This window comes from Caballeronia temeraria (assembly GCF_001544795.2).
Lineage (GTDB): Bacteria > Pseudomonadota > Gammaproteobacteria > Burkholderiales > Burkholderiaceae > Caballeronia > Caballeronia temeraria.
Map to the genome: position 1 here is coordinate 211,525 of NZ_FCOI02000004.1, position 25,251 is coordinate 236,775.

Consider the following 25,251-nt stretch of genomic DNA (forward strand, 5'->3'; position numbering starts at 1 on the left):
CGATTTGATCCGATCAATACAAATTCATTACTTAGGATGCCTACTCATGGACAGACGCGATTTCATCAAAAGGACATCGGCGGTCGGTGCGGCTATCGCGACGACGAACGTCGCCGCTCAAAGCGGCAATGCCTCGAACGACAAGCCCAATATCCTCTTCATTCTGCTCGACGAGATGCGCTTCCCGTGCGTGTTTCCGCAGGGCATCACCGATGTTTCCGGCTTCCTGAAAGCCTATATGCCCAAGACGTTCGATCTTTGGCGAAAGGGCGTCAAGTTCTCCGGGCACTACACCGCCGCCTCGGCGTGCAGCCCGGCGCGCGCGACGCTCGTCACGGGCCTCTATACGCAGCAGAACTGGCTGCTGACGACCATTCTCGATTCGCCCGACACGCAGTTGTCGATTCAACCGGTGCTGAACCGCCATTTCCCGACCTACGGCAAGATCCTGAAGTCGCTCGGCTATTCGACGCCATATATCGGCAAATGGCATCTCTCGATCGTGCATCAGGGGCCGCGCCCGCTGTCGCTCTATGGCTTCGACGGCATGACGTATCCCGATCCAACGGGCAGCAATCTGCAAGGCACGGTAGGCGATCCCGGCGACGGCTATCTGAACGACGCGAATATCGCTGATCAGGCCACGCAATGGCTGCAACGGCGCAGACCAAGCGACTCGCCGTGGTGTCTGACGGTCGGCTTCGTCAATCCGCATGACAAGGAGTTCTTTCCTGCCGGCACGGAATTCAAGCGCTTCACTGCATTGTTCAATTCGAGTCGCTATAACCCGAACGGTTATACGCAATGGATCGATTACACCGCTGGACCGCCCACTTACGACTGGGAATCGAATCCACTGCGCGATCCGCCGCCGCTCGCTTATCCATCGACCGCGCCGAACTGGGAATCCGGCTCGCAGCTCGCATCGAACAAGCCGCCCATGCAAACGTTCAACCGCACGATTCAGGAAGCGGTGTGGGGCGGCGTGCAGGATGATCGCGACGCGGGCTTCGAGATCAGCGCGTATCCGACGAACCCGAATCTTCCGCCCCCGTCCGTGACCCGAGGCATCGCCAAAGCGCCGTTTCATTACTGGAAACGCGGCCTCGATTCCTATACGCAGATCATGTCGATCGTGGATGCGAAGATAGGCGCCGTCGTCGACTCGCTGCCGCCCGCCGTCGCGAAGAAAACGATCATCGTTCTGACATCGGATCACGGCGACTATGCGGGCGCGCACGGTCTGATCTCGGGCAAGACCGGCACGTGTTATGAAGAGGCGTTCAACGTCCCCCTCATCGTGGTCGATCCGACCGGTCAGTACACCGGCGATATCGCCACCGTGCGCGACGGTCTGACATCGTCCGTCGATATTCTGCCAATGCTCGCGACCATCGCCAATGGAGGACGACGAAACTGGATGACGGGCGACTATGCGCAGTTATACGGGAACCGTCACGACCTCGTGCCGATGCTGAAGCGTTCGACGGCGCCCGGCCGCCCGTATGTCGTCTTCTCGACCGATGAAACCGTTCCCGACGTATTGAACTTCAATCAGTCCGCGACGCACGTCATCGGTGTGAGAACCGATGCGGGCAAGCTCGGCACGTATTCGAACTGGGCGCCGTCGACGACGACGATCACCGGTTCGAGCGACCTGGAGTACTACGATTACTCGACCGAAGCGGGCAGGCTCGAAGTGGACAACCGCTATCGATCTCCGGCGGCGCAAGCGCTGTATCGGCAACTGATCTCCGACATTCTGCCGAACGAATTGCAGGCGCCTTTGCCGGGCAATCTCGTCGCGCCGCAAAACGCCGCGCAGGCGCGCTATCTCGAGTATGTGCAGTTGATCAACAGCGGAGGCAACGTCGAATTGCCGTTCAAGATCGGGGACATCTGACGCACATGCGCGTTTCAATGCATGCGCCGCACGGCGCGCAGCAGCAGATCGCCATCCTCGGTGATGCGCGGCAGCCGTGCGCCGCTCACGAGTTGCTCCATTGCAACCAGTTGGCGTTCGAGAAGCGTATCGAGTTCATGCCGGTCGACGATCTGATCGGCCGCATCCTTGACGAGCATGAGAGTCGCAAATTCGTGGGCGCTGAGCATACGTGTCTCCCGATCGTTCGAATAATAAGTGATGTAGGTCTGCGCCGGCTTGCGAAGCCGCACGATGAATTCAGCGCGCGCTTCAGGACGCATGACCCCGGGGTACCTCTGTTCGCGATAGCAGCGGGAATCGATAGTAGGGCCTGCCGCACAGACGAAGCAATCCGGGTCGTCCCGTATAGTGGGAGACGATCATCGGCGCTCGCGCTGGTCGTCCGTCGCGCGAGCGCTGCGCGTATGCGCTCGCGACACGATTGCATCGATGGTGCCTTGCGTCGATGCACACCGGTTCTTCTTCACGATGCGCTGGAGCGTCCTGACGCTATCCGGATGAAGCGCCCAATACAGTGCGGCGAACCAGCCGATGATGGTCCAACCGAACATGACGTTGAACAGCGCGAGCAGCAGCACGGAACGCCGCTTTTTCCGGTCGGCGATGATCGCGGGCAGCAAGTAGAGTGCAATGGCCACGACGGTCAGCAGTACGTTTTGAAGTATGTGCATCATGTCATTCCTTTTGACTCGACACCGGCGACATTTTCAATTTATAGGGTATCGGCGCGCGCGGTGAAGCCGCCGTTCAGTGCCCGCCCGCGCCCGCCGCGCCCGCACCCGCGCCCTTGCCCGGCTTCGTCAGCCAGATGAGCGGAACGATCGCGATAAAGATCACCGCCGACAGCCAGAAGATGTCGTTGAGGCCGAGCATCGCGGCTTGCGCAGTCAACGAACGTTCGAAAAACGCCAGCGCCTGCGAACGGCTGCCGCCGAGCGTGCCCTGCAACGAGCCGATTGCATCGACGAACGTGGGGTTGTGGATGCTCGCTTGCTCGACGAGTTGCGCATGATGCAGGATCGTGCGGTCATTCCAGCCCGTGCTTGCGAGCGATGTGCCGACCGCGCCCGCGAACACGCGCGCGAAGTTCGACAAACCGGCCGCAGCGGGAATCTTCGCGGGCGGCAATCCCGAGAGGATGATGGCCGTCAGCGGCACGAAGAAGAGCGCGGTCGGAATGCCTTGCAGCAGCGTCGGCACGACGAGCGTGAAGGTATCGACACCGGTCGTATAGTGCGAGCGCATGAAGAACACGGCAGCGAAGCCGAAGAACGCGAGCGTGGCGAGCACGCGGGCATCGGATCGCGGCATCAGCTTGCCCATCACCGGCGCGAGAATCACGGCGAAAATGCCGAGCGGTGCGGTGACGAGACCGGCATCGACGGAACGGTAGTTGAGATATTGCTGCATCCATTGCGGCAACAGCACGAGGTTCGAGAAGAACACCGCATACGCCACGGAGATCGCCACCGTCCCGCCCCGAAAATTGCGCCCCGCGAAGAGCTTGATGTCGACCACCGGATTCTGCTCGGTCAGCTCCCAGATCAGAAAGAACACGAAGCTGATGAGCGCGAACACGCCGAGCGCGACGATCACCGGCGATGAAAACCAGTCGAGGTCCTTGCCCTTGTCGAGCATGATCTGTAGCGAGGCGACCCACGCGATGAGCGAGATCAGACCGACCTTGTCGATGGGCACGCGCTTTACCGGCGTCTCGCGTTCGCGATAGATCGCCCATGTCACGCCCGCCGCGAACAGCCCGACCGGAATGTTGATGTAGAAGATCCACGACCATGAATAGCTGTCGGTGATCCAGCCGCCGAGCGCCGGTCCCGCGATCGGACCGACGGTCGCGGTCATCGCCCAGAGCGCGAGCGCCGTCGAGCTCTTTTCCTTCGGATAGGAGCCGAGCAGAATGGCCTGCGACATCGGAATCAGCGGCCCGGCGACCGCGCCTTGCAGGATGCGCGCGGCCAGCAGCACCGGCAGATTCGGCGCGATGCCGCACAGCCATGACGACACGACGAACAGCAGGATCGCCCACACGAAGAGCTTGATCTGACCGACACGCTGCGTGAGCCAGCCTGTGAGCGGAATCGAGATCGCGTTGGCGGCGGCGAAGAGCGTGATGACCCAGGTGCCCTCGTCGACCGACACGCCGAGATTGCCGGCGATGGTCGGAATCGCGACATTGGCGATCGACGAATCGAGCACGTTCATGAAGGTCGCGAGCGCGACGGCGACGGTCGCCAGGACGAGCTTGCCGCCGGAGAGCGGTGCGGGTTGCGTGGCCGGGTTCATTGCATCCTCTGATGAGTTAATAACTGATCTGTCAGATATATCGACGCAAAAAATCGCGTCAGTGCGACGTCACGTTTTCCGCGATGATCCGTTCGATCTGCGCATCCGCTTGTTCGCCGTAGTGGCTGTAGACATCGGTTCGATACGAAGTCGTCGATGCCGCGCCGAGTTGCGTGCCCGATGTATCGCGCGTTTCGACGTCGACATCCATCGAAAGCCCGATGCGCAGCGGATGCGCATCCAGTTCGCGCTGATCGAGGCGGATGCGCACCGGCAGGCGCTGCACGACCTTGATCCAGTTGCCGGTCGCGTTCTGCGCGGGCAGCACCGCGAACGCCGCGCCCGTGCCCGCCGAAAAGCCTTCGACATGGCCGTGGTACTTCACCTTCGAGCCGTATGCATCGGCGGTGAGCGTGACCGGCTGGCCGATGCGCATATGCGCGAGCTGCACTTCCTTGAAGTTCGCATCGACCCAGACGCCGTCGAGCGGCACGATCGCCATGAGCGGCGCGCCGGGCGCGACGCGCTGCCCGACCTGCACCGAGCGGCGCGCGACGTAACCCGTCACCGGCGCGGGCAACGTGTTGCGCGCATTGTCGAGCCACGCGTCGCGCACCTTCGCGGCGGCGGCGTGCACGTTCGGATGCCGTTCGATCGACGTACGGTCGGTCAGCGCGTGATTCGCCTCGGATTGCTGGCGTCCCGCGTCGAGCGCGGCCTGCGCGGCGCTCACGGCATCGCGCGCATGTGCGATGTCCTCGCCGGACACCGCGCCGGTTTCCGCGATCGCCATGCGGCGCTTCAAATCCGACTGCGCACGCGTCAGATCGGACTGGCGTTGCGCGACCGTCGCGGCGTAATACGCGTTGTTGACGTACAGGCTGCTCACCTGCCGGACCGTCTGCGCGAGATTCGCTTCAGCGTTGGAGAGCGCGACTTTGGCATCGGCGGCGTCGAGCGTGACGACGGGTTCGCCCTGGCGCACGATCTGCGTGTCGTCGGCGTTCACGGCGACAACCGTGCCGCTCACTTCGGGCGTCAGTTGCACGAGATTGCCGCTTACGTAGGCGTCGTCGGTCGATTCGAAGTAGCGGCCCGTCGTGTAGTAATAGCCGCCCCAGCCCGCGCCGCCGATCGCGATCGACGCCGCGAGCAGCGAAAGCAGCAGCGTGCGTTTGGTGCGAGGTTTCGCATCGGCGGCCGAATCCGCTTGATCCGTGCCGGCGCGTTCTTTGATCAGGGTGTCGCTCATCTCGGTGGTCCGGTTCGATTGAGTATGTCGATCAGCGTGCGGCGATGGCATCGCCCGACGTGTCCGTGTAGCCGCCGCCCAGCGCGGCCGCGAGCGCGATCTGCTGGTCGCGCCGGTCCATCTTCAGATTCGCGACGGCGCGTTCGGCCGCGAGCGCATTCGTCTCGGCGTTCAGCACGGTCAGTTGATTCGCGAGGCCCGCGCGATACTGCGTGAGCGCGAGTTGCTGCGCGCTGTGCGCGGCGTCCTGCGCGACGTTCGCATCGACGAGTTGCGTATCCGTCGAATGGATCTGCGAGAGAGTCGTGGCGACGTCGGCGAGCGCGTTGACGAGTGTCTGGTCATAGGTCGCGACGGCGTAATCGAACTCCGCATAGCGATCCTTGAGTTGCGCGCGCAACGCGCCGCCATCGAAGATCGGCAGATGGATCGCCGGGCCCGCCGACATGGTGCGGCTCGCCGCCGTCAGAAACCGGCCGAACCCGAAGGCGTCGAGCCCGAGCGACGCGCTCAGGTTGATGTCGGGATAGAACTCCGCCTTCGCTTCCTTGATGTCGTGCGTCATCGCATCCACACGCCAGCGCGCCGCGACGATATCGGGGCGGCGGCTCACGAGATCGGCGGGCAAATTGGACGGCAGACGCACGTCATCGCCGATGCCGAGTTGCGGGCGCGCGATCGACAAGCCACGGTCCGGACCTTTGCCGAGCAGCGCCGCGATCTGATAGCGCGTCACGACGATGCGGCCATCGAGCGCGGATAGCGTCGCGCGGCTCGACGCGAAATCGGCCTCGGCGGTCTTGCGTTCGACTTCGGTATCGAGCCCGTTCGCGATGCGGCCCGCGGTGATGCGCACGATCTTCCCGCGCTCGTCGACCTCGTTCTGCGCGATGTCGCGCAACGCATAGAGCCGCGCGAGCTGGTTGTACGAACGCGCGATGGATGCGTCGAGCGCGAGGCGCACGGCTTCCGCATCCGCCCGGCTCGCCTGCACTTGCGACACGGCGGACTTGAGCGCCTCGCGATTCTTGCCCCACAGATCGAGATCGTAGGACGCCGATAACAGCCCCTTGTTCTCCGACTGCCACGAACCGGCATACGGCGGCGGCACGAGCGCGTTCTCCGAATAGCGTTGGCGCGAGTATGAGTAGGACGCGTCGGCGCGCGGCAGCGTGCCCGCCTTCGCAGTTTCGCTGTATGCCGACGCCGCCGCGATGCGCGCACGCGCCTGTTCGAGCGTCGGGCTGCCGGCGAGCGCTTCGTCGAGCAGCGCGCGCAATTGCGCATCGCCGAACTGATCGGCCCAGCCGGCGGCGGGCCAGCGGCCTTCGTCGGCGGGCAGGCTCTGCTGCGTCGCGTAGCTTTGCGGCTGTGCGATGTCCTTGTCGCTATGAATGCCGGCGTAGTTCGCGCAGGCCGAGAGCACGGCGGCGAACATCAGCGAGACGCCCGCTCGCGCGATTCGCAAACCGGACGTACGAAGATTTTGTTGCTCTTTCATTTTCTGACCTGTCAGATATATGGACGAAAAGAATGCGCGGACCCTTTCGCGTCGCGCGCTCAGTCTTCGACGAACTTGTTCAGCAGCCGGCGGAACTCCTGAAACTCGCTTTTGGTGAACTTCTTCAGACGCTTGTTCAGCACGACCGGCGCGATATGCGGCAACTCGTCCGCGATCTTTTCGCCGGCACGGGTCAGCGTGAGATTGACGACACGGCGATCCTCCAGACTGCGCGCGCGCTGCAGCAGCCCTTTAGTTTCGAGCTTGTCGAGCATGCGCGTCATGAGGCCCGTGTCGATGCCGAGCAGTTTCGACAGTTCGAACGGCGTCTGCGTCTCGCCGTCGCGCATGGACAGGAGAATGCCCATTTGCTGCGAGGTGATGCCGAGGTCTTTCAGAGCGGCGTCGATTTCCGCGACCAGAAGATTGCGCGCCTTGTTGACCGCGAAACCGACGCTCTGCGTCAAGGTGAAGCTTTCGGGTGTGTAATGGTCCATGCCTGTTCTCCACTGCGGCGAACTGCCATGGAACGTACATTTACTGCAAAGTCAGATTTTGTCAAGTCTGATTTCTGAACTCACAACCCCGGCATGATTGGATAGGGAATCGTATGATCTTCCACCCGCTTCACGCCCGGAATGCTTTCCGACGCGATCCGCATCGCGTCGAGCTGATCCCTCGACCACACCGTTCCCCACAGATGCACCACGCCGTCGCGCACGACGATATTGCGCCCCGGAAAGGCCCAGCCACGGCCGGTGAGATCGCCCATCAGCATCGCGCGGATTTCGGCGTCGCTGGCGAGTGCGTCGGGCGCGGGTTCCAGGGCAAGCACGGACGCCAGCGCCTGCACGAGATTCGAGCGGCTGACGATGCCGACGAGACGGTCGTCGCGCAACACGGGCACGCGCTTGATGTGATGGCTTTCGAGCACCGCGGCGATATCGGCGAGCGAGGTGTCCTCCTTCACGCAGATGGGTCCGCGGCTCATGATCTCGCCAACCGTGGGCGCATGCGACTTGATGTAATCGGCGGCGCCGCCATCGGAGCCGAGCATGTCGAGCCACCACGAGCGGCGGTTGCGCTTCTCGGTGCCGATTTCCTCGCGATGAAGCAGATCGCCTTCGCTGATCATGCCGAGCACACGCCCTTCCTGATCGACGACGGGCGCGGCGCTGATGCGATGCTGCACCAGGAGACGCGCCAGATCGTGCACCTTCGTTTCGGGCGTGACGGAAACGACGGGAGAAGTCATTACATCGCGTGCTTGCATCGTGAACTCCGGAGGTCGAATGAAGAGTGCCGCGCGAGTGACGCAGAGGCATCCTGCTGCGGCCCTCAGTCACTTTAAGGATCACGGTGCAATCTTCGATTGACCTGCATCAAGCATTTCACTGGCGCACGGGTGCGACGCGCCGACGCGGCCCGGCTCAATGCGCGGCGATGAACGCGGTGACATCGGCGAGTACGGGCGAATCTTTGCGCCGCGCCGCCGAGAACGTTTCGATGATGGTGTCGTGGCCGTATCCCGGATACTTCTTCAGCTCGACGTTGTCATGATGCGCACGCAGCGCTTCCGCGAAGCGATCGCTGTTGCGCGGATCGACATCGGTGTCGGCGGTGCCGGCGGCGAGCAGCATCGGCGGCTCCTTGCCCGATATGAACGCGATGGGCAACGCGCCCGCGCGCAAGGCATCCGGAAAGATCTCGTCCATGTGCGGGTCGCTCGTCGGGATGGCGGCGTATGGACCGGCGAGCCCGATCATCCCGGCAAGCGACGTATTGGCAATGCCTTGCGCGGCGAGATAGCGCGGATCGGTCGCGAGCATGGCCGCCATATGCGCGCCGGAGGAATGGCCCATCAGGAAGATGCGTCCGGGATCGCCGCCGAATTCGCGCGCGTGGTCGCGCGTCCAGCGCACGGCGGCGGCGGGGTCGTCGAGAAAGCCGGGAAAGACGGCATCGGGATAGATGCGGTAGTCAGGCGCGACCGTCACGATGCCGTGCGCGGCGAGCGCTTGCGCGATCGGGCGCGAATCCTTGCGATGACCGCTTTGCCAGCCCCCGCCGTAGAAATACACGACGACCGGACGATTGCCGAGCGCGCCGGAGCCGGGCGTATAGACATCGAGCCGCTGGCGAGGCCCCTTGCCATACGCGATGCCGTCGGCGCGCTCGCTATCGTGTTCGAGCGCGCGCGCCGCGATCACACCACCCACGCATGCGGCCAGCGCGAGCAAAATAAACTTTCTTCTTGCCGGAAGATGCATCGTGCTATCGGGTTTTCTGTGCAGTGGACATTAGAGGATACGCAACTCCGCATGTACGTGCGGAAGTTATCGCTGCGAGAGATAGAACGCTATGCTTACGGCGCCCTGACGATTATCATTTTTATCCTTTCAATTTTTTATTGTTTCGTATCGCCAACTACTTCGATGGAAAAACATTCGCGCCACATATCGCCGATTGCGAGTTGAATTCTTCATAATTTTATTAACGCCTTCTATCGCTGGCTGACGTCATTCCTACCGATTCCCCACGCGCCCCCTAAACCAGCCGATGACTTGTGTATCTCTCCGCACATTACGAGGCGATATGTCTGGATACGCTTCATCGTCGATGACAGTGGTCCGCCCGGAATCGGACCTCGATACTTAAGAGCGCTCAAGGCGCCGCGCACAATTCAAAGATTCAAAAAAAATAAGATGGCAAACCGAAGGGACCCGGGTATTGCCAAAACCGCTGAGGGAGAACACGAATGGATCGTTCGGAATCGCCATACGAGGCGAAGTCGCGCCTGCCCATTTTTGACCAGCAATCCGTCCGCAATACACCATCACAGATGGCCGCGTTCACCGCGGCGCTACAGGAACATACGGGCCGGTCATTCAAAAGCTATAGCGAATTGCACGACTTCTCGGTCCGGGATTACCGGAATTTCTGGAAGTGCTTCATGCAATGGACGCCTGGCCTGAAATGGTCGGGTAGTGCCGAAACCGTATGTGTCGGCGATACAGGCGAGCACGCGAGGTTCTTTCCGGACGTGACGCTGAACTATGCGGATAATCTGCTCGGGTTTGCCATCGCGCCCGCCGACGCGCCCGCGCTCACCGCCTGTCATGCCGATGGCCGCCGCGTGCATCTCACGCGCGGCGAGCTGCGTACGCGCGTGGCCCGCCTCGCCGACGCGCTCACGCAACTGGGCTTGCGCGAAGGCGACCGCGTCGCGGGCGTGATGCGCAACGACGCCGAAGCGATCGTCACCGCGCTCGCCGTGACCGCGATCGGCGCGACGCTGTCGACCGCCGCGCCCGAGATGGGCATCGAAACGCTGCTCGACCGCTTCACGCAGCTCGAACCACGCTTCCTGTTCGCGCACACCGCCGCGCAGCCGTTCGACACCGGCACGCCGCTCGCCACGAAAGTGGGCTTGCTCGCCGATGCACTGCCTTCGCTCGAAGGCATCGTGAGCCTCGACGGCGATCCGTCGGCCGTGCGCGCCGCGCCGCCCGTCAACTCGCTCGATGCGCTGCTCGCGGCCGGCGACCCCGCGCGCGTCGAATGGAAACACTTCGGCTTCAATCATCCGCTCTTCGTCATGTTCTCGTCGGGCACGACGGGCAAGCCGAAATGCATCGTGCATGGCGCGGGCGGAAGCCTGATCGAGCATCTGAAGGAGCATCGGCTGCATTGCGACCTGCGGCCCGGCGATCGCATGTACTTCCACACCAGTTGCGCGTGGATGATGTGGAACTGGCAATTGTCGGCGCTCGCATCGGGCGTCGAAATCGTGACGTACGACGGCCCGATCGCATCGGTGGATACGCTGTGGCGGCTTGTCGCCGAACAGCGCGTCAACGTGTTCGGCACGAGCCCCGCCTATCTGAAGATGTGCGAAGACGCGGGCCTCGTGCCATCGCGCGAATTCGACCTGAGCGACCTCCGCTCGATGATGTCCACCGGCGCGATCCTCTTCGATGCGCAGTTCGAATGGGTCCGCGACAACGTCAAGCCCTTGCAACTGCAATCGATCTCCGGCGGCACCGATATCCTCGGCTGCTTCGTGCTGGGCAATCCGGACCTTCCCGTGTACGCGGGCGAAGCGCAATGCAAGAGTCTCGCGTTCGATGTCCAGGCGTGGCGCGACGGCGCGCGCGCGGAAGGCGTCGGCGAACTGGTGTGCGTGAATCCGTTCCCGTCACGTCCGCTAGGATTCCTGAATGATCCGGAAGGCGAGCGCTTTCACAAAGCCTATTTCAGCGCCAACGCCGGCGTATGGACGCATGGCGATCAGATCGAGTTTCCGCCGGAAGGCACGGCGCGGCTGCATGGACGCAGCGACGGCGTGCTCGTCGTGCGCGGCATCAATGTCGGACCGGACGAGATTTATCGCGTGCTGAACGACATGCCCGAGATTCGCGAAGGCATTGTCGTGCAGCAGCGCATGCGCGACACCAGCAACGCCGATGCGCCGGGCAATCCCATCGGCGAACGGCTCGTGCTGCTGGTCACGCTCAAAGCCGGCGCGCGGATGAACGGCGCGTTGATCGCGCGCATACGCCGCGAGCTCGTGCGCCGCACGTCCGCCGCGCATGTGCCCGACGTGATCGCGGCCGTCGACGATCTGCCGGTCACGCACAGCGGCAAGCTCACGGAAACCGCGGTGCGCAATGCAGTCAACGGACTCGACGTGACCAACGCCGCCGCGCTGCGCAATCCGGCATCGCTCGATGCGATCCGCACGCATCCTGCCCTGCAACATCGCGCGGGCGACGTGCCGCACAGTTACGCGACGCGGGAAGAACTGGAACGGCTGCTGCAGACGAAATGGGAGCAGTTGTTCGCCTTTGCGCCGATTGGACGCGACGACAACTTCTTCGAACTCGGCGGACATTCGCTGCTCGCCGCGCGTCTGCTCGCGGACCTGCAGCCGATCATCGGACGCCAGATTCCGCTCGCGACGATGTTGCGCGCGCCGACCATCGCGAAGCTCGCCGATGTCATCGACAAAGGCGCATTGCCGCAAACCTCCGAAGTGCTCGTGCCAATGCGCGAAGGCGAAGGCGCGCCGCTCTTTCTCGTGCACAGCGTGACGGGCTCGGTGCTCGAGTGCACGCGTCTTATCGGCAACATGCGCAAGCAGCGCCCGGTGTATGGCTTGCAGGCGCTCGGGCTCGACGGCGAGAGCGCGCCGCAGCGCCGTGTCGAGGACATGGCGAAGACGTACATCGAGCAGATTCGCAAGGTTCAGCCGAACGGGCCGTATGCGCTCGCCGGATTCTCCTTCGGCGGGCTGATCGCGCTGGAGATCGCGCAGCAGTTGTTCGGCGCGGGCGAGCAGACGGAATTCGTGTGCCTGCTCGACACCTATGTGCAGGAACGCTGGCTGCCGTGGTTCGCGCTGCTCGCATTCCGGCGCGATTATGCGGCCAGGCTGTTGAAGACGCTCGCGGGCATGTCGCCGCGTGAACGCGCCGCTTTCGCGGGCGCCAAGATGTCCGCCGCCGCGAACAAGCTGGCGATGCGCCTCGGCCGCGTGCCGCAAACGCGCACGCAGACGCAGACGTCGCCCGGCGCTGATCCGATGCCGCCCGTGTTGCGGCGCATGCGCGACACCTTCCGCACCGCGATGAACAACTATCGGCCGAAGCCGTTCGAAGGCGGCCGGATCGTCTACGTGCGCGCGGCCTCGCGCGAGGAAGACCGGGGCGATCCGCTGCCGCTATGGCAGAAGATCGCGCGCGGCGGACTGACGGTCGCGGAAGTGCCGGGCAACCATGCGGGCGTCATCGAAGAGCCGGGTGTGTATGCCGCTGCCGCCGCGCTCGACCGCGACTACAGCGCCGAAGACGAATCGGAAGTGCAGCGCCGCGCTCATCGCGTGATGGTTCGGAGCACGTAGGACCGCGAGACGGATCGTCGGCCGCTCATCGAGATGAAAGCGGCTGACGATCGATGCATCACGCGCTGTCGGAACGCGGTGCGGCCGGGACCGGCGCGAAGTTCGTCAGAAAGAAGTAGCAGATGAAGACGCTGGCCGCGCCCACGCCCGTCCCGAGCAGCACGCCCTGCGCACCGAAGAAGCGGATCAGCACCGCCGTCGCCGCCAGCTTGGTCGCGAAGCCCAGCACGGATATGACCGTGATCGCCCGATAGCGCGCCTCGCTCGCGAACGACTGAATCAGCACGCACATCCCGAACGAAAACGGAATCTGCGACAGCCCGCAGCGGAAGAGGCTCGTGACCGCGATCGTGTCCTCGCTCGTGAAAGCGCCCTTCTGGAACAGCAGCTTGATCGCGAACGGCGCGAGGACATAGGCGAGCGCCGCGCCGGCCGTTCCCACGCCGAGCATCACGAAAGACCATTTACGCGCCGTGCTGCGCGCCCGCGCATGATCGCCGCGATGCAGGATTTCCGAGAGAATCGGCAAGGTCGCGCGGCTGATGGCGATCGCGCCCATGCTCACGAGCAGGGAAAGCAGCCGGTTTGCGTAGCCGAGCGTCGCGATGGCGCCATCGCCCATATGCGCCATGAAGTACTGGTCGACGGGCAGCCACAGATTCGCCACCACCGAGCCGATCAGCAACATGCCGAGCGAGCGCGTCATGCCCGGCCAATGCGGCGCGCGCACGGAGAGACGCGGAAGCGCGCGCACGCCATCGGCGCGTTTTGCGAGTATCCGCAGCCACAGCGCCTGAATGACGATGCCGATCGTCGTGCCCACGATCAGCGGCATGCTCGACGAGTTGTCGCGCGCGCCCAGCACGAACACCAGCAATGCGATGGCCGGCACGCATTCGAGCAGCGTGTTGATGTGCTTTTCGGATGCCTGGAGCCGCGCCGCCGAGATGCAGATCGTGAAGGCCAGCACGCCGACCGGCGTCATGCCGACGACCATCTGCCGGCACATCTCGCGCGTCGCTTCGGACAGCGTTCCCGAAAAGAAGCCGACCATGTGCGGCCAGAAGAAATACAGCATCAGCGAAACCACGATGCCAATGGCAAGCCCTGCGCCTTCGAGTTCGCTCAGAAGCTGGTTCTGCCGGGTCTTGTCGTTTCTGAGCGCGACGAGCGCGGGAACGAGCAGCACGCTCAACTGGTTCGTGATGGTGGCCGGCAGCCAGGTGACGATGGTGAGAGCGAGCTGATACGCGTCGACGGTACCGCTGACGCCGTATCGATACGCGATCGCCATTTCCTTCGACGCGCCGATCAGCTTCCCGGCGAGAACGAACAACAACAGGACAAAGGCGCTTCTCGCGATGCGCTTGTGATCCTGATGAACGCCGAGCAGACGCTCTCTTAGCGATTGCACTGTTGCGGTCAGCACTTCCCCTCCGGCAAATTGACCTCGATTCGCGCAAGACGGGATGCTCGCTTGCGCACCGGGGGAGAGTGCATCAAACGGGAAGGGCGAACTGTTCGCCACGCCACCGGCGCGCGCCGATGCCAGCGCGATCATGCCCGGAGATGCCGGCACGCACAGGCATTTTGCGCACGCGCCTGGTGCGCTACCGTGCAGAAGTCCACATTCATAACGTGCGAGAGTTTCGGCTGCGCGCCGGCCTGGCCGCAGCTTCGGCGTGGCGAGAACGCAAGTGTGCCTGGAAGGTAAATGAAGAAATCCATTTGGGTTGTCGTAATAATGATTGTCGTTTCCTTGCTCGCGATCAACACGCCCGGCGTGACGCGGCATGTGCAGACGGTCTACGCCGTCTGGGACGATGGCCGGGTGCTCGAACGCCTGAACTGGCAGACGCTCGTGCGCTGGTGGCATCGCCTGAGAAACGAAAGCGACGACGGCGGCCACCGCGCGAGCCTCACGAGTTCGCCTGTTCCGGCGACGCCGAATTGCCCGATGACGTCCTTCACGCCGCCGAAGCTGGTCGATCCGCGCAGTCCGAAGGCATTCGGCGCCGCCGGCGACGGCAAGACCGACGACACCAAGGCGTTCCAGGCGGCCATCGATGCCGGCGATGTGCTCGTTCCGGCCGGCACGTATCTGCTCAATCACACGGTCGTCGTGACGGCGAGCAACCGGCATCTCCAGTGCGAGCCGGGCGTGACGCTCAAAAAGACGATCCGCAAGAACGGCAACATGTTCAATTTCGAAGGCCCGTCGACGGGAAATAGCGTCGTCGGCTGCAACTTCGTGGGCGCGAATCCGACGCGCATCCGCGAATGGGACCGCGACGGGGAATACGACATTCCGATCCAGACCAACGGCGCGGTCGACCATTTCGTGCTCGCGGGCAACAGCTTCCGCGACTTCTTCGGCCAGTCGATGTTCCAGACCGAAGGACAAGGCGGCGGCACCGGCGACATTCTGATGTTCAACTCGTTCGCCAACTGCCCGCTTTATGGCATCGCGCTGGTGGGCTCGGTCAACGGGCGCGTGGCCTACAACCTCGCCGACAACTGCCGCATGGGTCCGGAAAACAACGACGCCACGCAGGACACGGGCGGCAACGTCCTCGAATGCAATCGCATGGTCAACGGCGGCAACATCACCGGCGGGGCCAATGGCGAGGGCGGCGTCGACTATAGCGGGAATGTCGTGCGTCACAACATCCTCGATGGCGGCTATATGCAGATCAGCCCGCCGGAGCATGGGAAACCGGCCAAGTACATCGACAACACCTGCAACGACTGCGGAACCGAGTGAGGGCATCGGCGCGCTGCACTCATTCGCCGCCCATTGTCGACGCCCAGAATCCTTCTCAACCGATGCGCAGCCACGCCGCACCGCGCTTCCAGGAGAAGGAACATGAAAACGATCGGACATGCCGCCGCCGCTGCGGTGCTCGGAATCGGACTGGTGGGTAGTGCCCAGGCGCATGTGTTCGTCGGCATGAGCGTCGGGATGCCGGTGGTGCCCGTCGCGCCTGTCGTGGCGGTTGCGCCGGTTGCGACTGTCGCGCCGGTTCCGGTCTATGCGCCGCCCGTCGCGTATTACGCGCCGCCGCCACCCGTGTACGCGCCGTCGGTCGCGGTCGGTTACTGGGGCGGACGTCCGGGCTGGGGATATCACCGCTACGCGGCCGGTTACTGGCGCTAGGCGTGCCGCACGCAAGGCGCATCTTTCTTGCTTGATGTTGTGATCGAACCCCGAGGCCCGCGACTTCGCCCGCCTCCGGCTTCGCCCGCCGCCGCGCGCGAAGCCGCCCCGGACAACGATGCGACGGAGGAGCGATGCGCCATCACGACAACAGACGCGGCATGCGCCACGCAATTTCTGCCCTGCTGATTGCAGCGCTTACCGCATGCGGCGGCGGCAGCGGAGGCGATTCGGGCGGAAGCGGTTCATCCGCGCCGGCGGGCGGCGTCAAGCTGCAGGTCGTGGTATTCGGAGACAGCCTATCGGATGTCGGGACGTACGCGCCGATCGCGGGCGTGGTCAAGGGCGGGCGCTTCACGACGAATCCGGGACAGGTCTGGACGCAGGACGTCGCGCAATATTACGGCGACACGCTGACGGCGGCATTCACCATCGACCTCGGGCACGAACTGAAGCCGCAAAGCGGTTTGGGCTATGCGCAAGGCGGCTCGACGGTCGCCACGCCGGCAAACCAGAACCAGTTCCTGACCGATGTGATCGGCGATATCGAAATGCCGGTGAATCAGCAGATTTCGAGCTATCTGTCGATGCACGGCAGTTTCAACTCGGGCCAGTTGGTGCTCGTCTGGGCCGGCGCGAACGACGTGCTGCGCGCCGGCAGCCCGCCTGCCGCCAATACGACCGTGCAGACGGCGGCCACGACGCTCGCGCGACTCGTCGCGCAGATCGTGCAGAACGGCGCCGCGCATGTCGTGGTGGTGAATGTGCCGAATATCGGATTGTCGCCGGACGGCATCAAGTCCGCCGATGGCGGCGGCAACCTCACGCAGCTCTCGCAGCTCTTCAACGCGACGTTGACCTCGGCGCTGCAGGCCAACGGTCTGCAAGGCAAGGTGCTTGTCGTCGATTCCTACGCGTGGACGACGCAGACCATCGCGAACTTTCAGGCCAACGGATTCACCGTGTCCAATACGGGCCAGGCCTGCGATCCTGCCAAGACGCCGCATGACACGTCGCTGCTCTGCTCGCCGGCGACGTATGTTTCGTCGAACGCGGATCAGACCTACATGTTCGCCGACGACCTGCATCCGACGACGCACATGCACGCGCTGTTTGCGCAATTTGTGGAACAGCAGATCGCGGCGAGCGGGCTGGGGCGGTAAAGGGGGTGATGGCGGGCGGGCGTGGCAGGCTCACATATGTCGATTTCCCGCCGCCTCGTTCGTCGTCTCGATGGAACCATCGAATCCATCGACCCGGAGAACGTTCATGCGCAAGCTCATCGTTTCGACTTTCATCAGCCTCGATGGCGTGATTCAGGCGCCCGGCGGCCCCAGGGAAGACCCCAGCGGAGGTTTTCGTTTTGGCGGCTGGATCGTCCCTTTTGCCGATGAAGCCATCGGCCAGCACGTGCAGAGCCTCCTCGCACAGCCGTTCGAGCTGCTGCTCGGGCGCAACACCTACGACATCTTCGCGTCCCACTGGCCCGACGTTCCGGCCGATTCGAAAAGCCGCGCCATCGCCGACGTCTTCAACCGCGTGCCGAAGCATGTCGCGACGCATCTATCCGCCGGGCTCGACTGGCAGAACAGTCGCGCGCTCGAAGGCGATCTCGCCGATGCGGTGCGCGCGTTAAAGGAAGAGGAAGGCGCCGGTCTGCTGACGTTCGGAAGCGGCGACATGGTGCGCCAACTGCTCGCGGCGGGCCTCGTCGATGAACTCTGTCTGCTGATCTTTCCCGTGATGCTGGGACGCGGCAAGCGCCTCTTCGCCGACGATGCGCAAGTGTCCGCCTTCACGCTCGCGCACTCGACGCGCACGCCCGGCGGCGTGCTCATCACGCGTTATGCGCGCGGCGGCGAAGTGCGCACCGGTTCGTTCGAAGACGCCGATTGACTGTGATTAAATGTGCTGTCCGTTGAGTCCACGGAGCACATTCCGATGACGAGTAACTGGCTGCACAACCTGCCGCTGTGGCAGATGACGCTCGTGGTCTTCGGCGCGACGGGTTTCATCGGAGCATTGGTGCATTACGTGACGGGCCGGCTTGCGGCGAGCGCGCATCGGCGCTCATTCGCGACATTGTCGCCCGGCCTGCTTTCGCCGATCGGCGTCATTTTCGGCTTGCTCATCGCGTTCACCGCCGCGCAAGTGTGGAACGACACGGCGCGCGCCAACGACGCCGTCGATGCGGAAGCCGGCGCGCTGCGATCCGTCATCGTGCTGTCGGCGATTTTCCCGGCGGACGCGCAGATGCAGTTGCGAAAGCTGGTGCGCGACTACATCGAGTACACCGTCGACACCGAATGGCCGATGATGGCGCAAGGCGCCGTCACGCTGAAAATCAGCCCGCCTACGCTGAACCGGGCGCTTCAGTACACGCTCGCCCTGCCCGCGAATACCGCCGGTCAACAGACCGCGCAACGCCAGGTGGCGGAGTTTCTCGAGCGGGCGCTCGAGGCGCGTCGCGAGCGCATTCTCGTGAGCCGGTCCGAGGTCAGCGGCATCAAGTGGCTATGCCTGAGCTTTCTCGCCTTCTGTCTCGTGTTTTCGATCGCGCTGGTTCATGGCGAAAACCGGCTCGCGTGCGCGGTTGCGATCGGGCTTTTCTGCGCGAGTCTCGCGACGACCATGCTGCTGATTCTTTCGCATGATCGCCCGTTTTCCGGCGAGATCGCCGTGAAGCCCGAACCGCTCCTGCAGGTCGTTCCCGTCTACCCGTGACGTCGCTTCACTGCAGACTTTCGAAGATCGCCGCGATGCCCTGACCGCCGCCGATGCACATCGTGACGAGCGCATAGCGGCCACCGATGCGCTTCAGCTCGTAAAGCGCCTTCACGGTGATGAGCGCGCCCGTCGCGCCGATCGGATGGCCGAGCGAAATGCCCGAGCCGTTCGGATTGACCTTCGCCGGATCGAGTCCCAACTCGTTCGTCACCGCGCACGCCTGCGCTGCGAAGGCTTCGTTGGCTTCGATCACATCGAGCTGATCGACACGAAGACCCGCGCGTTCGAGCGCCTTGCGCGTCGCCGGCACCGGGCCGATGCCCATATACGCCGGATCGACGCCCGCGTGCGCATACGACACGAGGCGCGCGAGCGGTTTCGCGCCGCGCCGCTCGGCCTCGTCGCGCTCCATCATCAGCACGGCCGCCGCCGCGTCGTTGATGCCCGATGCGTTGCCCGCCGTCACCGTGCCGTTCTCCTTGACGAACACCGCCTTCAGCTTTTCGAAATCGCTGGCGCTCGCGTCGAGACGCACGTGCTCGTCGGTATCGAAGACGGCATCGCCTTTTTTCGCGCGCACGGTGATCGGCAGGATCTGCTCGTCGAAACGCTTTTCCGCGATCGCGCGTGCCGCCCGGCGATGCGATTCGAGCGCGAGCGCGTCCTGCGCATCGCGCGAGATGCCGTATTTGCGCGCGACGTTCTCCGCCGTCACGCCCATGTGGATCGTCTGGAAAGGATCGTGCAGCGCGCCGAGCATCATGTCGACGAGCTTGCCGTCGCCCATGCGCTGTCCGAAGCGCGCGCCCGGCAACGTGTACGGCGCGCGGCTCATCGACTCGGCGCCGCCGCCGATCGCGATGTCCGCATCGCCCAGCAAAATGGTCTGCGCCGCCGATACGACCGCCTGCAGGCCCGAGCCGCACAGCCGGTTCACCGTCAGCGCGGGCACGTGTTGCGCAACGCCGCCTTCGATCGCCGCGACGCGCGCCAGATACATGTCCTTCGGCTCCGTATGAAGGACATTGCCGAAGACCACGTGACCGACGTCATCGCCCGTCACGTTCGCGCGACGAAGCGTTTCGCGCACGATCTTCGCGCCCAGTTCGGTCGGAGAGAAATCCTTGAGACTGCCGCCGAAATCGCCGATTGCAGTCCGCACGCCGCTCACCACTACCACTTCACGCATCGTCTCGCTCCTTTGATTTGCGCATTCGCGTCAGAATTGGGCTTCGCTCAGCGCGAACAGCGGATCGTCGCCGTGCGCTGAAACGATCGCCGTTTCGAGCGCGCGCGCCTGCGTCAGCACGTATTCGGAAAAGCAGTGCGCCGTCGCGATCTTCGCGCCGTAGAACGCCGGATCGTCCGCGCGTTTGCGTTGCGCGACCAGCAGCGCGCGCGCCATCTGCCAGCCCGACAGCACGATGCCCGCGAGCTTCACATAGAACACGCTGCCGGCGAACACCGCGTTCGGATCGCGCTTGCCGGTGTCGAGCACGTACGTGACGACGTTCGCGAGCGCCGCGCGGCCATCGGAAAGGCGCCGATGCATCGCTTCGAATACGCGCGCCGCATCGCCGGCATCGGCCGACTTCAGCGCGTCGAGCGTTGCGTCGATCTCGCCGAGCAGCGCACGCGCCGCCGCGCCGCCATCGCGAAGCGTCTTGCGGCCGACGAGATCGTTCGCCTGAATCGCCGTCGTGCCTTCGTAGATCGACAGAATGCGCGCGTCGCGATAGAACTGGGCCGCGCCCGTCTCTTCGATGAAACCCATCCCGCCATGCACCTGAACGCCGAGGCTCGTGACGTCGATCGACATTTCGGTGCTCCAGCCCTTCACGATCGGCACGAGGAATTCGTTGATCGCGAGATGGCGTGCGCGCGTGCCGGCGTCGTCGTGATGATGGGCGAAATCCGCGTGCGCCGCCGCGACATAGGCGAGCGCACGCGCGCCTTCGGTCAGCGCGCGCATCGTGCCGAGCATGCGCCGCACGTCGGGATGGCGGATGATCGCGACCGAAGCCGCGCTCGAACCATCGACGGGACGGCTCTGAACGCGTTCCTTCGCGTAGGCGGCGGCCTTCTGATACGCGGCATCCGACAGCGCGATGCCCTGCACGCCGACGCCGAAACGCGCCGCGTTCATCATGATGAACATGTATTCGAGGCCGCGATTCTCTTCGCCGACCAGATAACCGATCGCGCCGCCCTTGTCGCCGTACTGGAGCACGGCGGTCGGGCTCGCCTTGATGCCGAGCTTGTGTTCGATCGATACGCACTGCACGTCGTTGCGCGCGCCGAGGCTGCCGTCGTCGTTCAAGAGGAACTTGGGCACGACGAACAGCGAAATGCCCTTCACGCCTTCCGGCGCATCCGGCGTGCGCGCCAGCACGAGATGGACGATGTTCTCGGCCATGTCGTGCTCGCCCCACGTGATGAAAATCTTGGTGCCGAAAATCTTGTACGTGCCGTCGCCCTGACGTTCGGCGCGCGAACGCACCAGCGCGAGATCGGAGCCCGCTTGCGGCTCGGTCAGGTTCATCGTGCCGGTCCACGCGCCTTCGATCAGCTTCGGCAGAAAGCGCGCCTTCAAGTCATCCGAACCGGCGAGCAGCAACGCTTCGATGGCGCCATCGGTGAGCAGCGGGCACAGCGCGAAGGAAAGGTTCGATGCGTTCAGCATCTCGATGCACGGCGCCGCGATCAGCTTCGCGAGTCCTTGTCCGCCGAATTCGGCCGGATGGCTGATGCCTTGCCAGCCGCCTTCCGTGTATTGACGGAACGCATCGGCGAAACCGGGCGTCGCCGTCACTTCGCCGTCGCGCCATGCGCTCGGCTGCTGGTCTCCCCGCGCGTTGAGCGGCGCGATGACTTCGGCGGCGAGCTTCGCGCCTTCGTCGAGAATGGCTTGCGCCGTGTCTGCGTTCGAATCGGCGAGGCCCGGAAGCTGACTGACGCTTGCAATATCTGCCAGCTCTTCCATGACGAACATCATTTCCTTGACGGGCGGCGTGTAATTCATCGATGACTCCTCGGCCCACAGCTTTTCGACGAAGCACGCGCTGCGGCAGCAAATGTTGACGTGTTGCGATGCATGGTATCAACGCTGCCCGATTCCTTTGCTACCGGAACCTGCCCTTTCACTGACAAAATCTGCCAAACGGGTGCGCCCGTTGGTCACTCACCCTTTCTCTGCCGGTACGCGGCCGGCGTGCTGCCGGTCCAGTGACGGAACGCGCGATGAAACGCGGTCGGATTGTCGAAGCCGACGTCGTAGGCGATGGCGGCGATGGCATCGTCCGAACGGGTGAGACGCTGGATCGCGATATCGCGGCGCACTTCGTCCTTGATCGCCTGGAAGGTCGTTCCCTCCGCTTCGAGACGTCTGCACAGCGTGCGCATGGAGTAATGCAGTTGCTGCGCGACGGCCTCGACGGTCGGCGTCGCCGGCAAGCCCGCGGCAATGCATTGCCGCACGCGATGACACACCATCTCTTCCGTGAACGACACGAAAATCCAGTCTTCCGGCGCACGCTGAAGAAACGCGTTGAGATCCGATTTGCGCTGCCGGATAGGCCGATCGAGATAGCCGGCATCGAACGCGATGAGCGTGCGATCGCGCCCGAAGCGCACCGGCCCCGGAAACAGATACAGCAGATCGCCCGATTGCGCGGGGCGCATGAATTCGAACGCCGCTTCGACGAGCGGAATCTTCTCGCGGATGAGCCATGACGCAACGCCGTGCACGAGCTTCAGCACGAGTTCACGCGCGAGCGCGCTCGCTGGCGGTCCATCGGGATTCGCGACGAATTCGACGGTCGCATACTGCCCTTCGCGGCGCGACACGAGCTGGAATTCATCGAGAACGAGATGGAAGAACTGGCCGAAGCGATGCAGCGCCACTTCGAGACGCGGCGCATCGAGCAGGCTCAGACACAGGAACTTGAGCGTGCCGTTGCGCAGCGGACGCGCGAAGATGCCGGGCATCTCGTCATCGAGTTCCATGGCGAGCAGCCGGTATAGCGTCGAAAACTGCTCCTGCGTGACGCGCGCGGCGGGCATGCCGAGCAGTTCATGCGGAATGCCGGAATGCTCCGCCAGGCGCACGACCGCGGCGCGATCGGCGCCCGAGAGGAAGCCGTTGACGACGGATATGGGAACGGTGGCTGAAGGTGGCCTCATGACGGCATCGCACGGGAGGGGAGCGCGAGGCCGATTTTGTCATAGCTTCGACGCGCGTGGCGGCTGCCTCACGCACGTTCCGGCGCGACGTACCACGTCGGATGGAATGCCTTCACAAGCGGACCGTCCGTGCGCAGCGCATGACATCCGTCGAGCTGGAACGGCCGCAGCAGGGTGCCGCTCGCGTTGATTTCCTCGCTCATCGTCTGGAATGCGGCGGTCGCCACCGCGCCGATGAGTTCGGTCAGATGCGTGCAGCCGCGCGTGCCGCCAAACAGGCTTCTGATCTCGCGCATGAAGCCCGGCGCGAGCTTCATGCCTTCGAGCTTGCGATACTCGGGCGTGATCGCATCGCAATGGCCGACGTACGGCACGGTGATCGATTCGGCCTTCGCCTCGCGGATCACGAAATCGACGCCGATGGTAATGCGCAGCATCATGTCGTGCACCGGATCGCCCGCCTTCACGACCACGCCGTGCGACGCGCGGTCGTACGACTTCGTGTCGCGCAGACGGCCTTCGATGTCATAGAGGCCGTCCGCGCGTTTGAAGCCTTGCAGCGTGATCTGCCGTGTGTGCAGCGGCACGCGGTCCATCGTCACAGCGTGCTCGCGAGTTCGGGCACGACCGTGAAGAGATCGCCGACGAGACCGTAGTCGGCCACGCTGAAGATCGGCGCTTCGGGGTCTTTGTTGATCGCGACGATGACCTTGCTGTCCTTCATGCCCGCGAGGTGCTGAATCGCGCCCGAGATACCGATTGCCACGTACAGTTGCGGCGCGACGATCTTGCCGGTTTGACCGACTTGATAGTCGTTCGGGACGTAGCCCGCATCGACTGCCGCGCGCGATGCGCCCAGCGCTGCGCCGAGCTTGTCGGCGAGCGGTTCCAGCGTCTTCGTGTAGTTTTCGCCGCTGCCCAGACCGCGACCGCCCGACACGATGATGTTCGCGCTCGTCAGTTCAGGACGATCGAGCTTGGTGACTTCGCGGCTCACGAACGACGAAATGCCCGCGTCTGCTGCGGCGTCGATCTTTTCAACCGATGCGCTGCCGCCTTCTGCCGAAACCGGATCGAAGCCCGTTGCACGGACGGTGATGACCTTGATCGGATCGCTCGATTGAACGGTCGCAATCGCGTTGCCTGCGTAGATCGGACGCTCGAAGGTATCGGCGCTGTCGACAGCGGTGATATCGCTGATTTGCGCGACATCGAGATGTGCTGCGATACGCGGCGCGATGTTCTTACCGTAAGCCGTCGCCGGAGCCAGAATGTGCGAATAACCCTTCGCGATGTTCAGCACCGTTGCTTCGACGTTTTCCGCGAGACCTTCGGCGAGCTGCGGAGCATCGGCGAGCAGCACTTTCGATACGCCCGCGATCTTTGCTGCTGCATCCGCTGCGGCTTGCGCGTTCGAACCGGCGATCAGCACGTGCACATCGCCGCCGATCTTCGTCGCTGCTGCAATCGTGTTCAGCGTCGATGCCTTGATCGATGCGTTGTCGTGTTCTGCAATAACCAAAGTCGTCATCCAATCACCTTCGCTTCGTTCTTCAGTTTCTCGACCAGCGTCTTCACGTCCGGCACCGTGACGCCCGCGCTGCGCTTCGGCGGCTCGACGACTTTCAGCGTCTTCAGACGCGGCGTGATATCGACGCCAAGATCCGACGGCGTGATCGTGCTCAAAGGCTTCTTCTTCGCCTTCATGATGTTGGGCAACGTCACATAACGCGGCTCGTTCAGGCGCAGATCGGTCGTGACCACTGCGGGCAGCTGCAGAGAAAGCGTTTCCGCGCCGCCATCGATTTCACGCGACACAGTGGCTTTGCCATCCGCAATCACAACTTTCGATGCAAACGTCGCCTGCGGCAAACCCGCCAGCGCCGCGAGCATCTGACCGGTCTGATTCGAGTCATCGTCAATGGCTTGCTTGCCGAGAATGATCAGCTCGGGCTTCTCCTGATCGACCAATGCCTTCAACAACTTCGCCACCGCCAACGGCTGCAACTCTTCCGGCGATTCCACCAACACAGCACGATCCGCACCAATCGCCAGCGCCGTGCGCAACGTCTCCTGACACTGCGTCACACCGCAAGAAACAGCGATCACTTCCGTCGCAACGCCCGCTTCCCTCAACCGCACCGCTTCTTCGACCGCGATCTCATCGAACGGATTCATCGACATCTTCACGTTGGCGATATCGACACCCGTGTTATCCGATTTCACCCGGACCTTCACGTTGTAATCGACCACCCGTTTGACCGGCACCAGTACCTTCATTCCT

22 protein-coding genes are annotated in these 25,251 nt (G+C 63.6%); 7 read left to right on the plus strand and 15 right to left on the minus strand.

Translation table 11 applies throughout. The features are described 5' to 3' along the window. Positions 1–46 precede the first annotated feature (46 nt). Positions 47–1,903 carry a sulfatase-like hydrolase/transferase gene (locus tag AWB76_RS08145; protein WP_061159620.1) on the plus strand — a complete coding sequence of 619 codons (1,857 nt, stop codon included), beginning with the start codon at positions 47–49 and terminating at the stop codon, positions 1,901–1,903. A gap of 14 nt (positions 1,904–1,917) precedes the next feature. Here the strand turns inward: AWB76_RS08145 and AWB76_RS08150 are convergent, their stop codons facing one another. From AWB76_RS08150 to AWB76_RS08185, 8 genes are all read right to left on the minus strand, one after another. Next, on the minus strand, positions 1,918–2,112 hold the full coding sequence (locus AWB76_RS08150; RefSeq protein ID WP_061159839.1) for a hypothetical protein: 195 nt from the start codon (positions 2,110–2,112) through the stop codon (positions 1,918–1,920). A gap of 192 nt (positions 2,113–2,304) precedes the next feature. Then, entirely contained in the window at positions 2,305–2,616 is a 312-nt protein-coding gene (locus AWB76_RS08155; protein WP_082864392.1) for a superinfection immunity protein, read from the minus strand. A gap of 76 nt (positions 2,617–2,692) precedes the next feature. Continuing rightward, positions 2,693–4,246, minus strand: coding sequence for a DHA2 family efflux MFS transporter permease subunit (locus AWB76_RS08160; RefSeq protein ID WP_061159622.1), 1,554 nt, complete (start codon positions 4,244–4,246; stop codon positions 2,693–2,695). A gap of 58 nt (positions 4,247–4,304) precedes the next feature. Further along, positions 4,305–5,498, minus strand: coding sequence for an HlyD family secretion protein (locus tag AWB76_RS08165; RefSeq protein ID WP_061159623.1), 1,194 nt, complete (start codon positions 5,496–5,498; stop codon positions 4,305–4,307). A gap of 31 nt (positions 5,499–5,529) precedes the next feature. Beyond that, positions 5,530–6,999 (minus strand): efflux transporter outer membrane subunit, encoded by a 1,470-nt coding sequence (locus AWB76_RS08170; protein ID WP_061159624.1) that lies wholly within the window; start codon positions 6,997–6,999, stop codon positions 5,530–5,532. Between the two features lie 59 nt (positions 7,000–7,058). Then, entirely contained in the window at positions 7,059–7,496 is a 438-nt protein-coding gene (locus AWB76_RS08175) for a MarR family winged helix-turn-helix transcriptional regulator (RefSeq protein ID WP_061159625.1), read from the minus strand. Positions 7,497–7,576: 80 nt separating this feature from the next. Beyond that, the gene (locus AWB76_RS08180) at positions 7,577–8,272 is read right to left on the minus strand and encodes a CBS domain-containing protein (RefSeq protein ID WP_061159626.1); all 696 of its coding nucleotides are present in this window, start codon (positions 8,270–8,272) and stop codon (positions 7,577–7,579) included. Between the two features lie 157 nt (positions 8,273–8,429). Continuing rightward, on the minus strand, positions 8,430–9,239 hold the full coding sequence (locus tag AWB76_RS08185; RefSeq protein ID WP_244173264.1) for an alpha/beta hydrolase: 810 nt from the start codon (positions 9,237–9,239) through the stop codon (positions 8,430–8,432). Between the two features lie 518 nt (positions 9,240–9,757). On the opposite strand from AWB76_RS08185, the gene AWB76_RS08190 reads away from it, so the two are divergent. Further along, on the plus strand, positions 9,758–12,901 hold the full coding sequence (locus tag AWB76_RS08190) for an acetoacetate--CoA ligase (RefSeq protein ID WP_061159628.1): 3,144 nt from the start codon (positions 9,758–9,760) through the stop codon (positions 12,899–12,901). A gap of 58 nt (positions 12,902–12,959) precedes the next feature. Here AWB76_RS08190 and murJ read toward each other — a convergent pair whose 3' ends face one another. After that, positions 12,960–14,330 carry a murein biosynthesis integral membrane protein MurJ gene (murJ, locus tag AWB76_RS08195; protein ID WP_061159629.1) on the minus strand — a complete coding sequence of 457 codons (1,371 nt, stop codon included), beginning with the start codon at positions 14,328–14,330 and terminating at the stop codon, positions 12,960–12,962. Between the two features lie 285 nt (positions 14,331–14,615). On the opposite strand from murJ, the gene AWB76_RS08200 reads away from it, so the two are divergent. The 5 genes from AWB76_RS08200 to AWB76_RS08220 all read left to right on the plus strand — a co-directional run bounded on the left by AWB76_RS08200 (position 14,616) and on the right by AWB76_RS08220 (position 18,782). Further along, positions 14,616–15,665: a glycosyl hydrolase family 28-related protein gene (locus AWB76_RS08200; RefSeq protein ID WP_244173265.1), complete on the plus strand. Its 1,050-nt coding sequence runs from the start codon at positions 14,616–14,618 to the stop codon at positions 15,663–15,665. Positions 15,666–15,767: 102 nt separating this feature from the next. Next, positions 15,768–16,058 (plus strand): hypothetical protein, encoded by a 291-nt coding sequence (locus AWB76_RS08205; protein ID WP_061159631.1) that lies wholly within the window; start codon positions 15,768–15,770, stop codon positions 16,056–16,058. Between the two features lie 161 nt (positions 16,059–16,219). Next, positions 16,220–17,221 carry an SGNH/GDSL hydrolase family protein gene (locus AWB76_RS08210; protein WP_510183482.1) on the plus strand — a complete coding sequence of 334 codons (1,002 nt, stop codon included), beginning with the start codon at positions 16,220–16,222 and terminating at the stop codon, positions 17,219–17,221. 106 nt (positions 17,222–17,327) lie between these two features. Next, a complete protein-coding gene (locus AWB76_RS08215; RefSeq protein ID WP_061159633.1) occupies positions 17,328–17,954 on the plus strand; it encodes a dihydrofolate reductase family protein in 627 nt (208 codons plus the stop codon). A 45-nt stretch (positions 17,955–17,999) separates the two neighbouring features. After that, complete coding sequence (locus tag AWB76_RS08220; protein WP_061159634.1) at positions 18,000–18,782, plus strand: bestrophin-like domain; 783 nt, start codon at positions 18,000–18,002, stop codon at positions 18,780–18,782. Positions 18,783–18,789: 7 nt separating this feature from the next. On the opposite strand, the gene bktB is transcribed toward AWB76_RS08220, so the two are convergent. The 6 genes from bktB to AWB76_RS08250 all read right to left on the minus strand — a co-directional run bounded on the left by bktB (position 18,790) and on the right by AWB76_RS08250 (position 25,247). Then, positions 18,790–19,974, minus strand: a complete 1,185-nt coding sequence (gene bktB, locus AWB76_RS08225; protein ID WP_061159635.1) for a beta-ketothiolase BktB — start codon at positions 19,972–19,974, stop codon at positions 18,790–18,792. Positions 19,975–20,004: 30 nt separating this feature from the next. Beyond that, positions 20,005–21,807, minus strand: coding sequence for an acyl-CoA dehydrogenase (locus tag AWB76_RS08230; protein WP_061159636.1), 1,803 nt, complete (start codon positions 21,805–21,807; stop codon positions 20,005–20,007). Positions 21,808–21,962: 155 nt separating this feature from the next. Continuing rightward, the gene (locus AWB76_RS08235; RefSeq protein ID WP_208606546.1) at positions 21,963–22,967 is read right to left on the minus strand and encodes an AraC family transcriptional regulator; all 1,005 of its coding nucleotides are present in this window, start codon (positions 22,965–22,967) and stop codon (positions 21,963–21,965) included. 68 nt (positions 22,968–23,035) lie between these two features. Continuing rightward, complete coding sequence (locus AWB76_RS08240; protein ID WP_061159637.1) at positions 23,036–23,563, minus strand: DUF2889 domain-containing protein; 528 nt, start codon at positions 23,561–23,563, stop codon at positions 23,036–23,038. Positions 23,564–23,565: 2 nt separating this feature from the next. Continuing rightward, positions 23,566–24,498 (minus strand): electron transfer flavoprotein subunit alpha/FixB family protein, encoded by a 933-nt coding sequence (locus AWB76_RS08245; RefSeq protein WP_061159638.1) that lies wholly within the window; start codon positions 24,496–24,498, stop codon positions 23,566–23,568. After that, positions 24,495–25,247 carry an electron transfer flavoprotein subunit beta/FixA family protein gene (locus AWB76_RS08250; RefSeq protein ID WP_061159639.1) on the minus strand — a complete coding sequence of 251 codons (753 nt, stop codon included), beginning with the start codon at positions 25,245–25,247 and terminating at the stop codon, positions 24,495–24,497. Before AWB76_RS08250 ends, AWB76_RS08245 begins: the two co-directional genes overlap by 4 nt. Positions 25,248–25,251: the final 4 nt, after the last annotated feature.

What these genes read in the sequence shown, in the direction of transcription:
- AWB76_RS08145 (WP_061159620.1), top strand. Translation starts at nt 47, where the DNA reads ATGGACAGACGCGATTTCATCAAAAGGACATCGGCGGTCGGTGCGGCT.
- AWB76_RS08180 (WP_061159626.1), bottom strand. Translation starts at nt 8,272, where the DNA reads ATGCAAGCACGCGATGTAATGACTTCTCCCGTCGTTTCCGTCACGCCC.
- AWB76_RS08220 (WP_061159634.1), top strand. Translation starts at nt 18,000, where the DNA reads ATGACGAGTAACTGGCTGCACAACCTGCCGCTGTGGCAGATGACGCTC.
- AWB76_RS08240 (WP_061159637.1), bottom strand. Translation starts at nt 23,563, where the DNA reads ATGGACCGCGTGCCGCTGCACACACGGCAGATCACGCTGCAAGGCTTC.
- AWB76_RS08205 (WP_061159631.1), top strand. Translation starts at nt 15,768, where the DNA reads ATGAAAACGATCGGACATGCCGCCGCCGCTGCGGTGCTCGGAATCGGA.
- AWB76_RS08250 (WP_061159639.1), bottom strand. Translation starts at nt 25,247, where the DNA reads ATGAAGGTACTGGTGCCGGTCAAACGGGTGGTCGATTACAACGTGAAG.
- AWB76_RS08175 (WP_061159625.1), bottom strand. Translation starts at nt 7,496, where the DNA reads ATGGACCATTACACACCCGAAAGCTTCACCTTGACGCAGAGCGTCGGT.
- AWB76_RS08230 (WP_061159636.1), bottom strand. Translation starts at nt 21,807, where the DNA reads ATGAATTACACGCCGCCCGTCAAGGAAATGATGTTCGTCATGGAAGAG.
- AWB76_RS08170 (WP_061159624.1), bottom strand. Translation starts at nt 6,999, where the DNA reads ATGAAAGAGCAACAAAATCTTCGTACGTCCGGTTTGCGAATCGCGCGA.
- AWB76_RS08200 (WP_244173265.1), top strand. Translation starts at nt 14,616, where the DNA reads ATGAAGAAATCCATTTGGGTTGTCGTAATAATGATTGTCGTTTCCTTG.
- AWB76_RS08165 (WP_061159623.1), bottom strand. Translation starts at nt 5,498, where the DNA reads ATGAGCGACACCCTGATCAAAGAACGCGCCGGCACGGATCAAGCGGAT.
- AWB76_RS08245 (WP_061159638.1), bottom strand. Translation starts at nt 24,498, where the DNA reads ATGACGACTTTGGTTATTGCAGAACACGACAACGCATCGATCAAGGCA.
- AWB76_RS08190 (WP_061159628.1), top strand. Translation starts at nt 9,758, where the DNA reads ATGGATCGTTCGGAATCGCCATACGAGGCGAAGTCGCGCCTGCCCATT.
- AWB76_RS08210 (WP_510183482.1), top strand. Translation starts at nt 16,220, where the DNA reads ATGCGCCACGCAATTTCTGCCCTGCTGATTGCAGCGCTTACCGCATGC.
- AWB76_RS08160 (WP_061159622.1), bottom strand. Translation starts at nt 4,246, where the DNA reads ATGAACCCGGCCACGCAACCCGCACCGCTCTCCGGCGGCAAGCTCGTC.
- AWB76_RS08155 (WP_082864392.1), bottom strand. Translation starts at nt 2,616, where the DNA reads ATGCACATACTTCAAAACGTACTGCTGACCGTCGTGGCCATTGCACTC.
- AWB76_RS08215 (WP_061159633.1), top strand. Translation starts at nt 17,328, where the DNA reads ATGCGCAAGCTCATCGTTTCGACTTTCATCAGCCTCGATGGCGTGATT.
- AWB76_RS08150 (WP_061159839.1), bottom strand. Translation starts at nt 2,112, where the DNA reads ATGCTCAGCGCCCACGAATTTGCGACTCTCATGCTCGTCAAGGATGCG.
- AWB76_RS08235 (WP_208606546.1), bottom strand. Translation starts at nt 22,967, where the DNA reads ATGAGGCCACCTTCAGCCACCGTTCCCATATCCGTCGTCAACGGCTTC.
- bktB (WP_061159635.1), bottom strand. Translation starts at nt 19,974, where the DNA reads ATGCGTGAAGTGGTAGTGGTGAGCGGCGTGCGGACTGCAATCGGCGAT.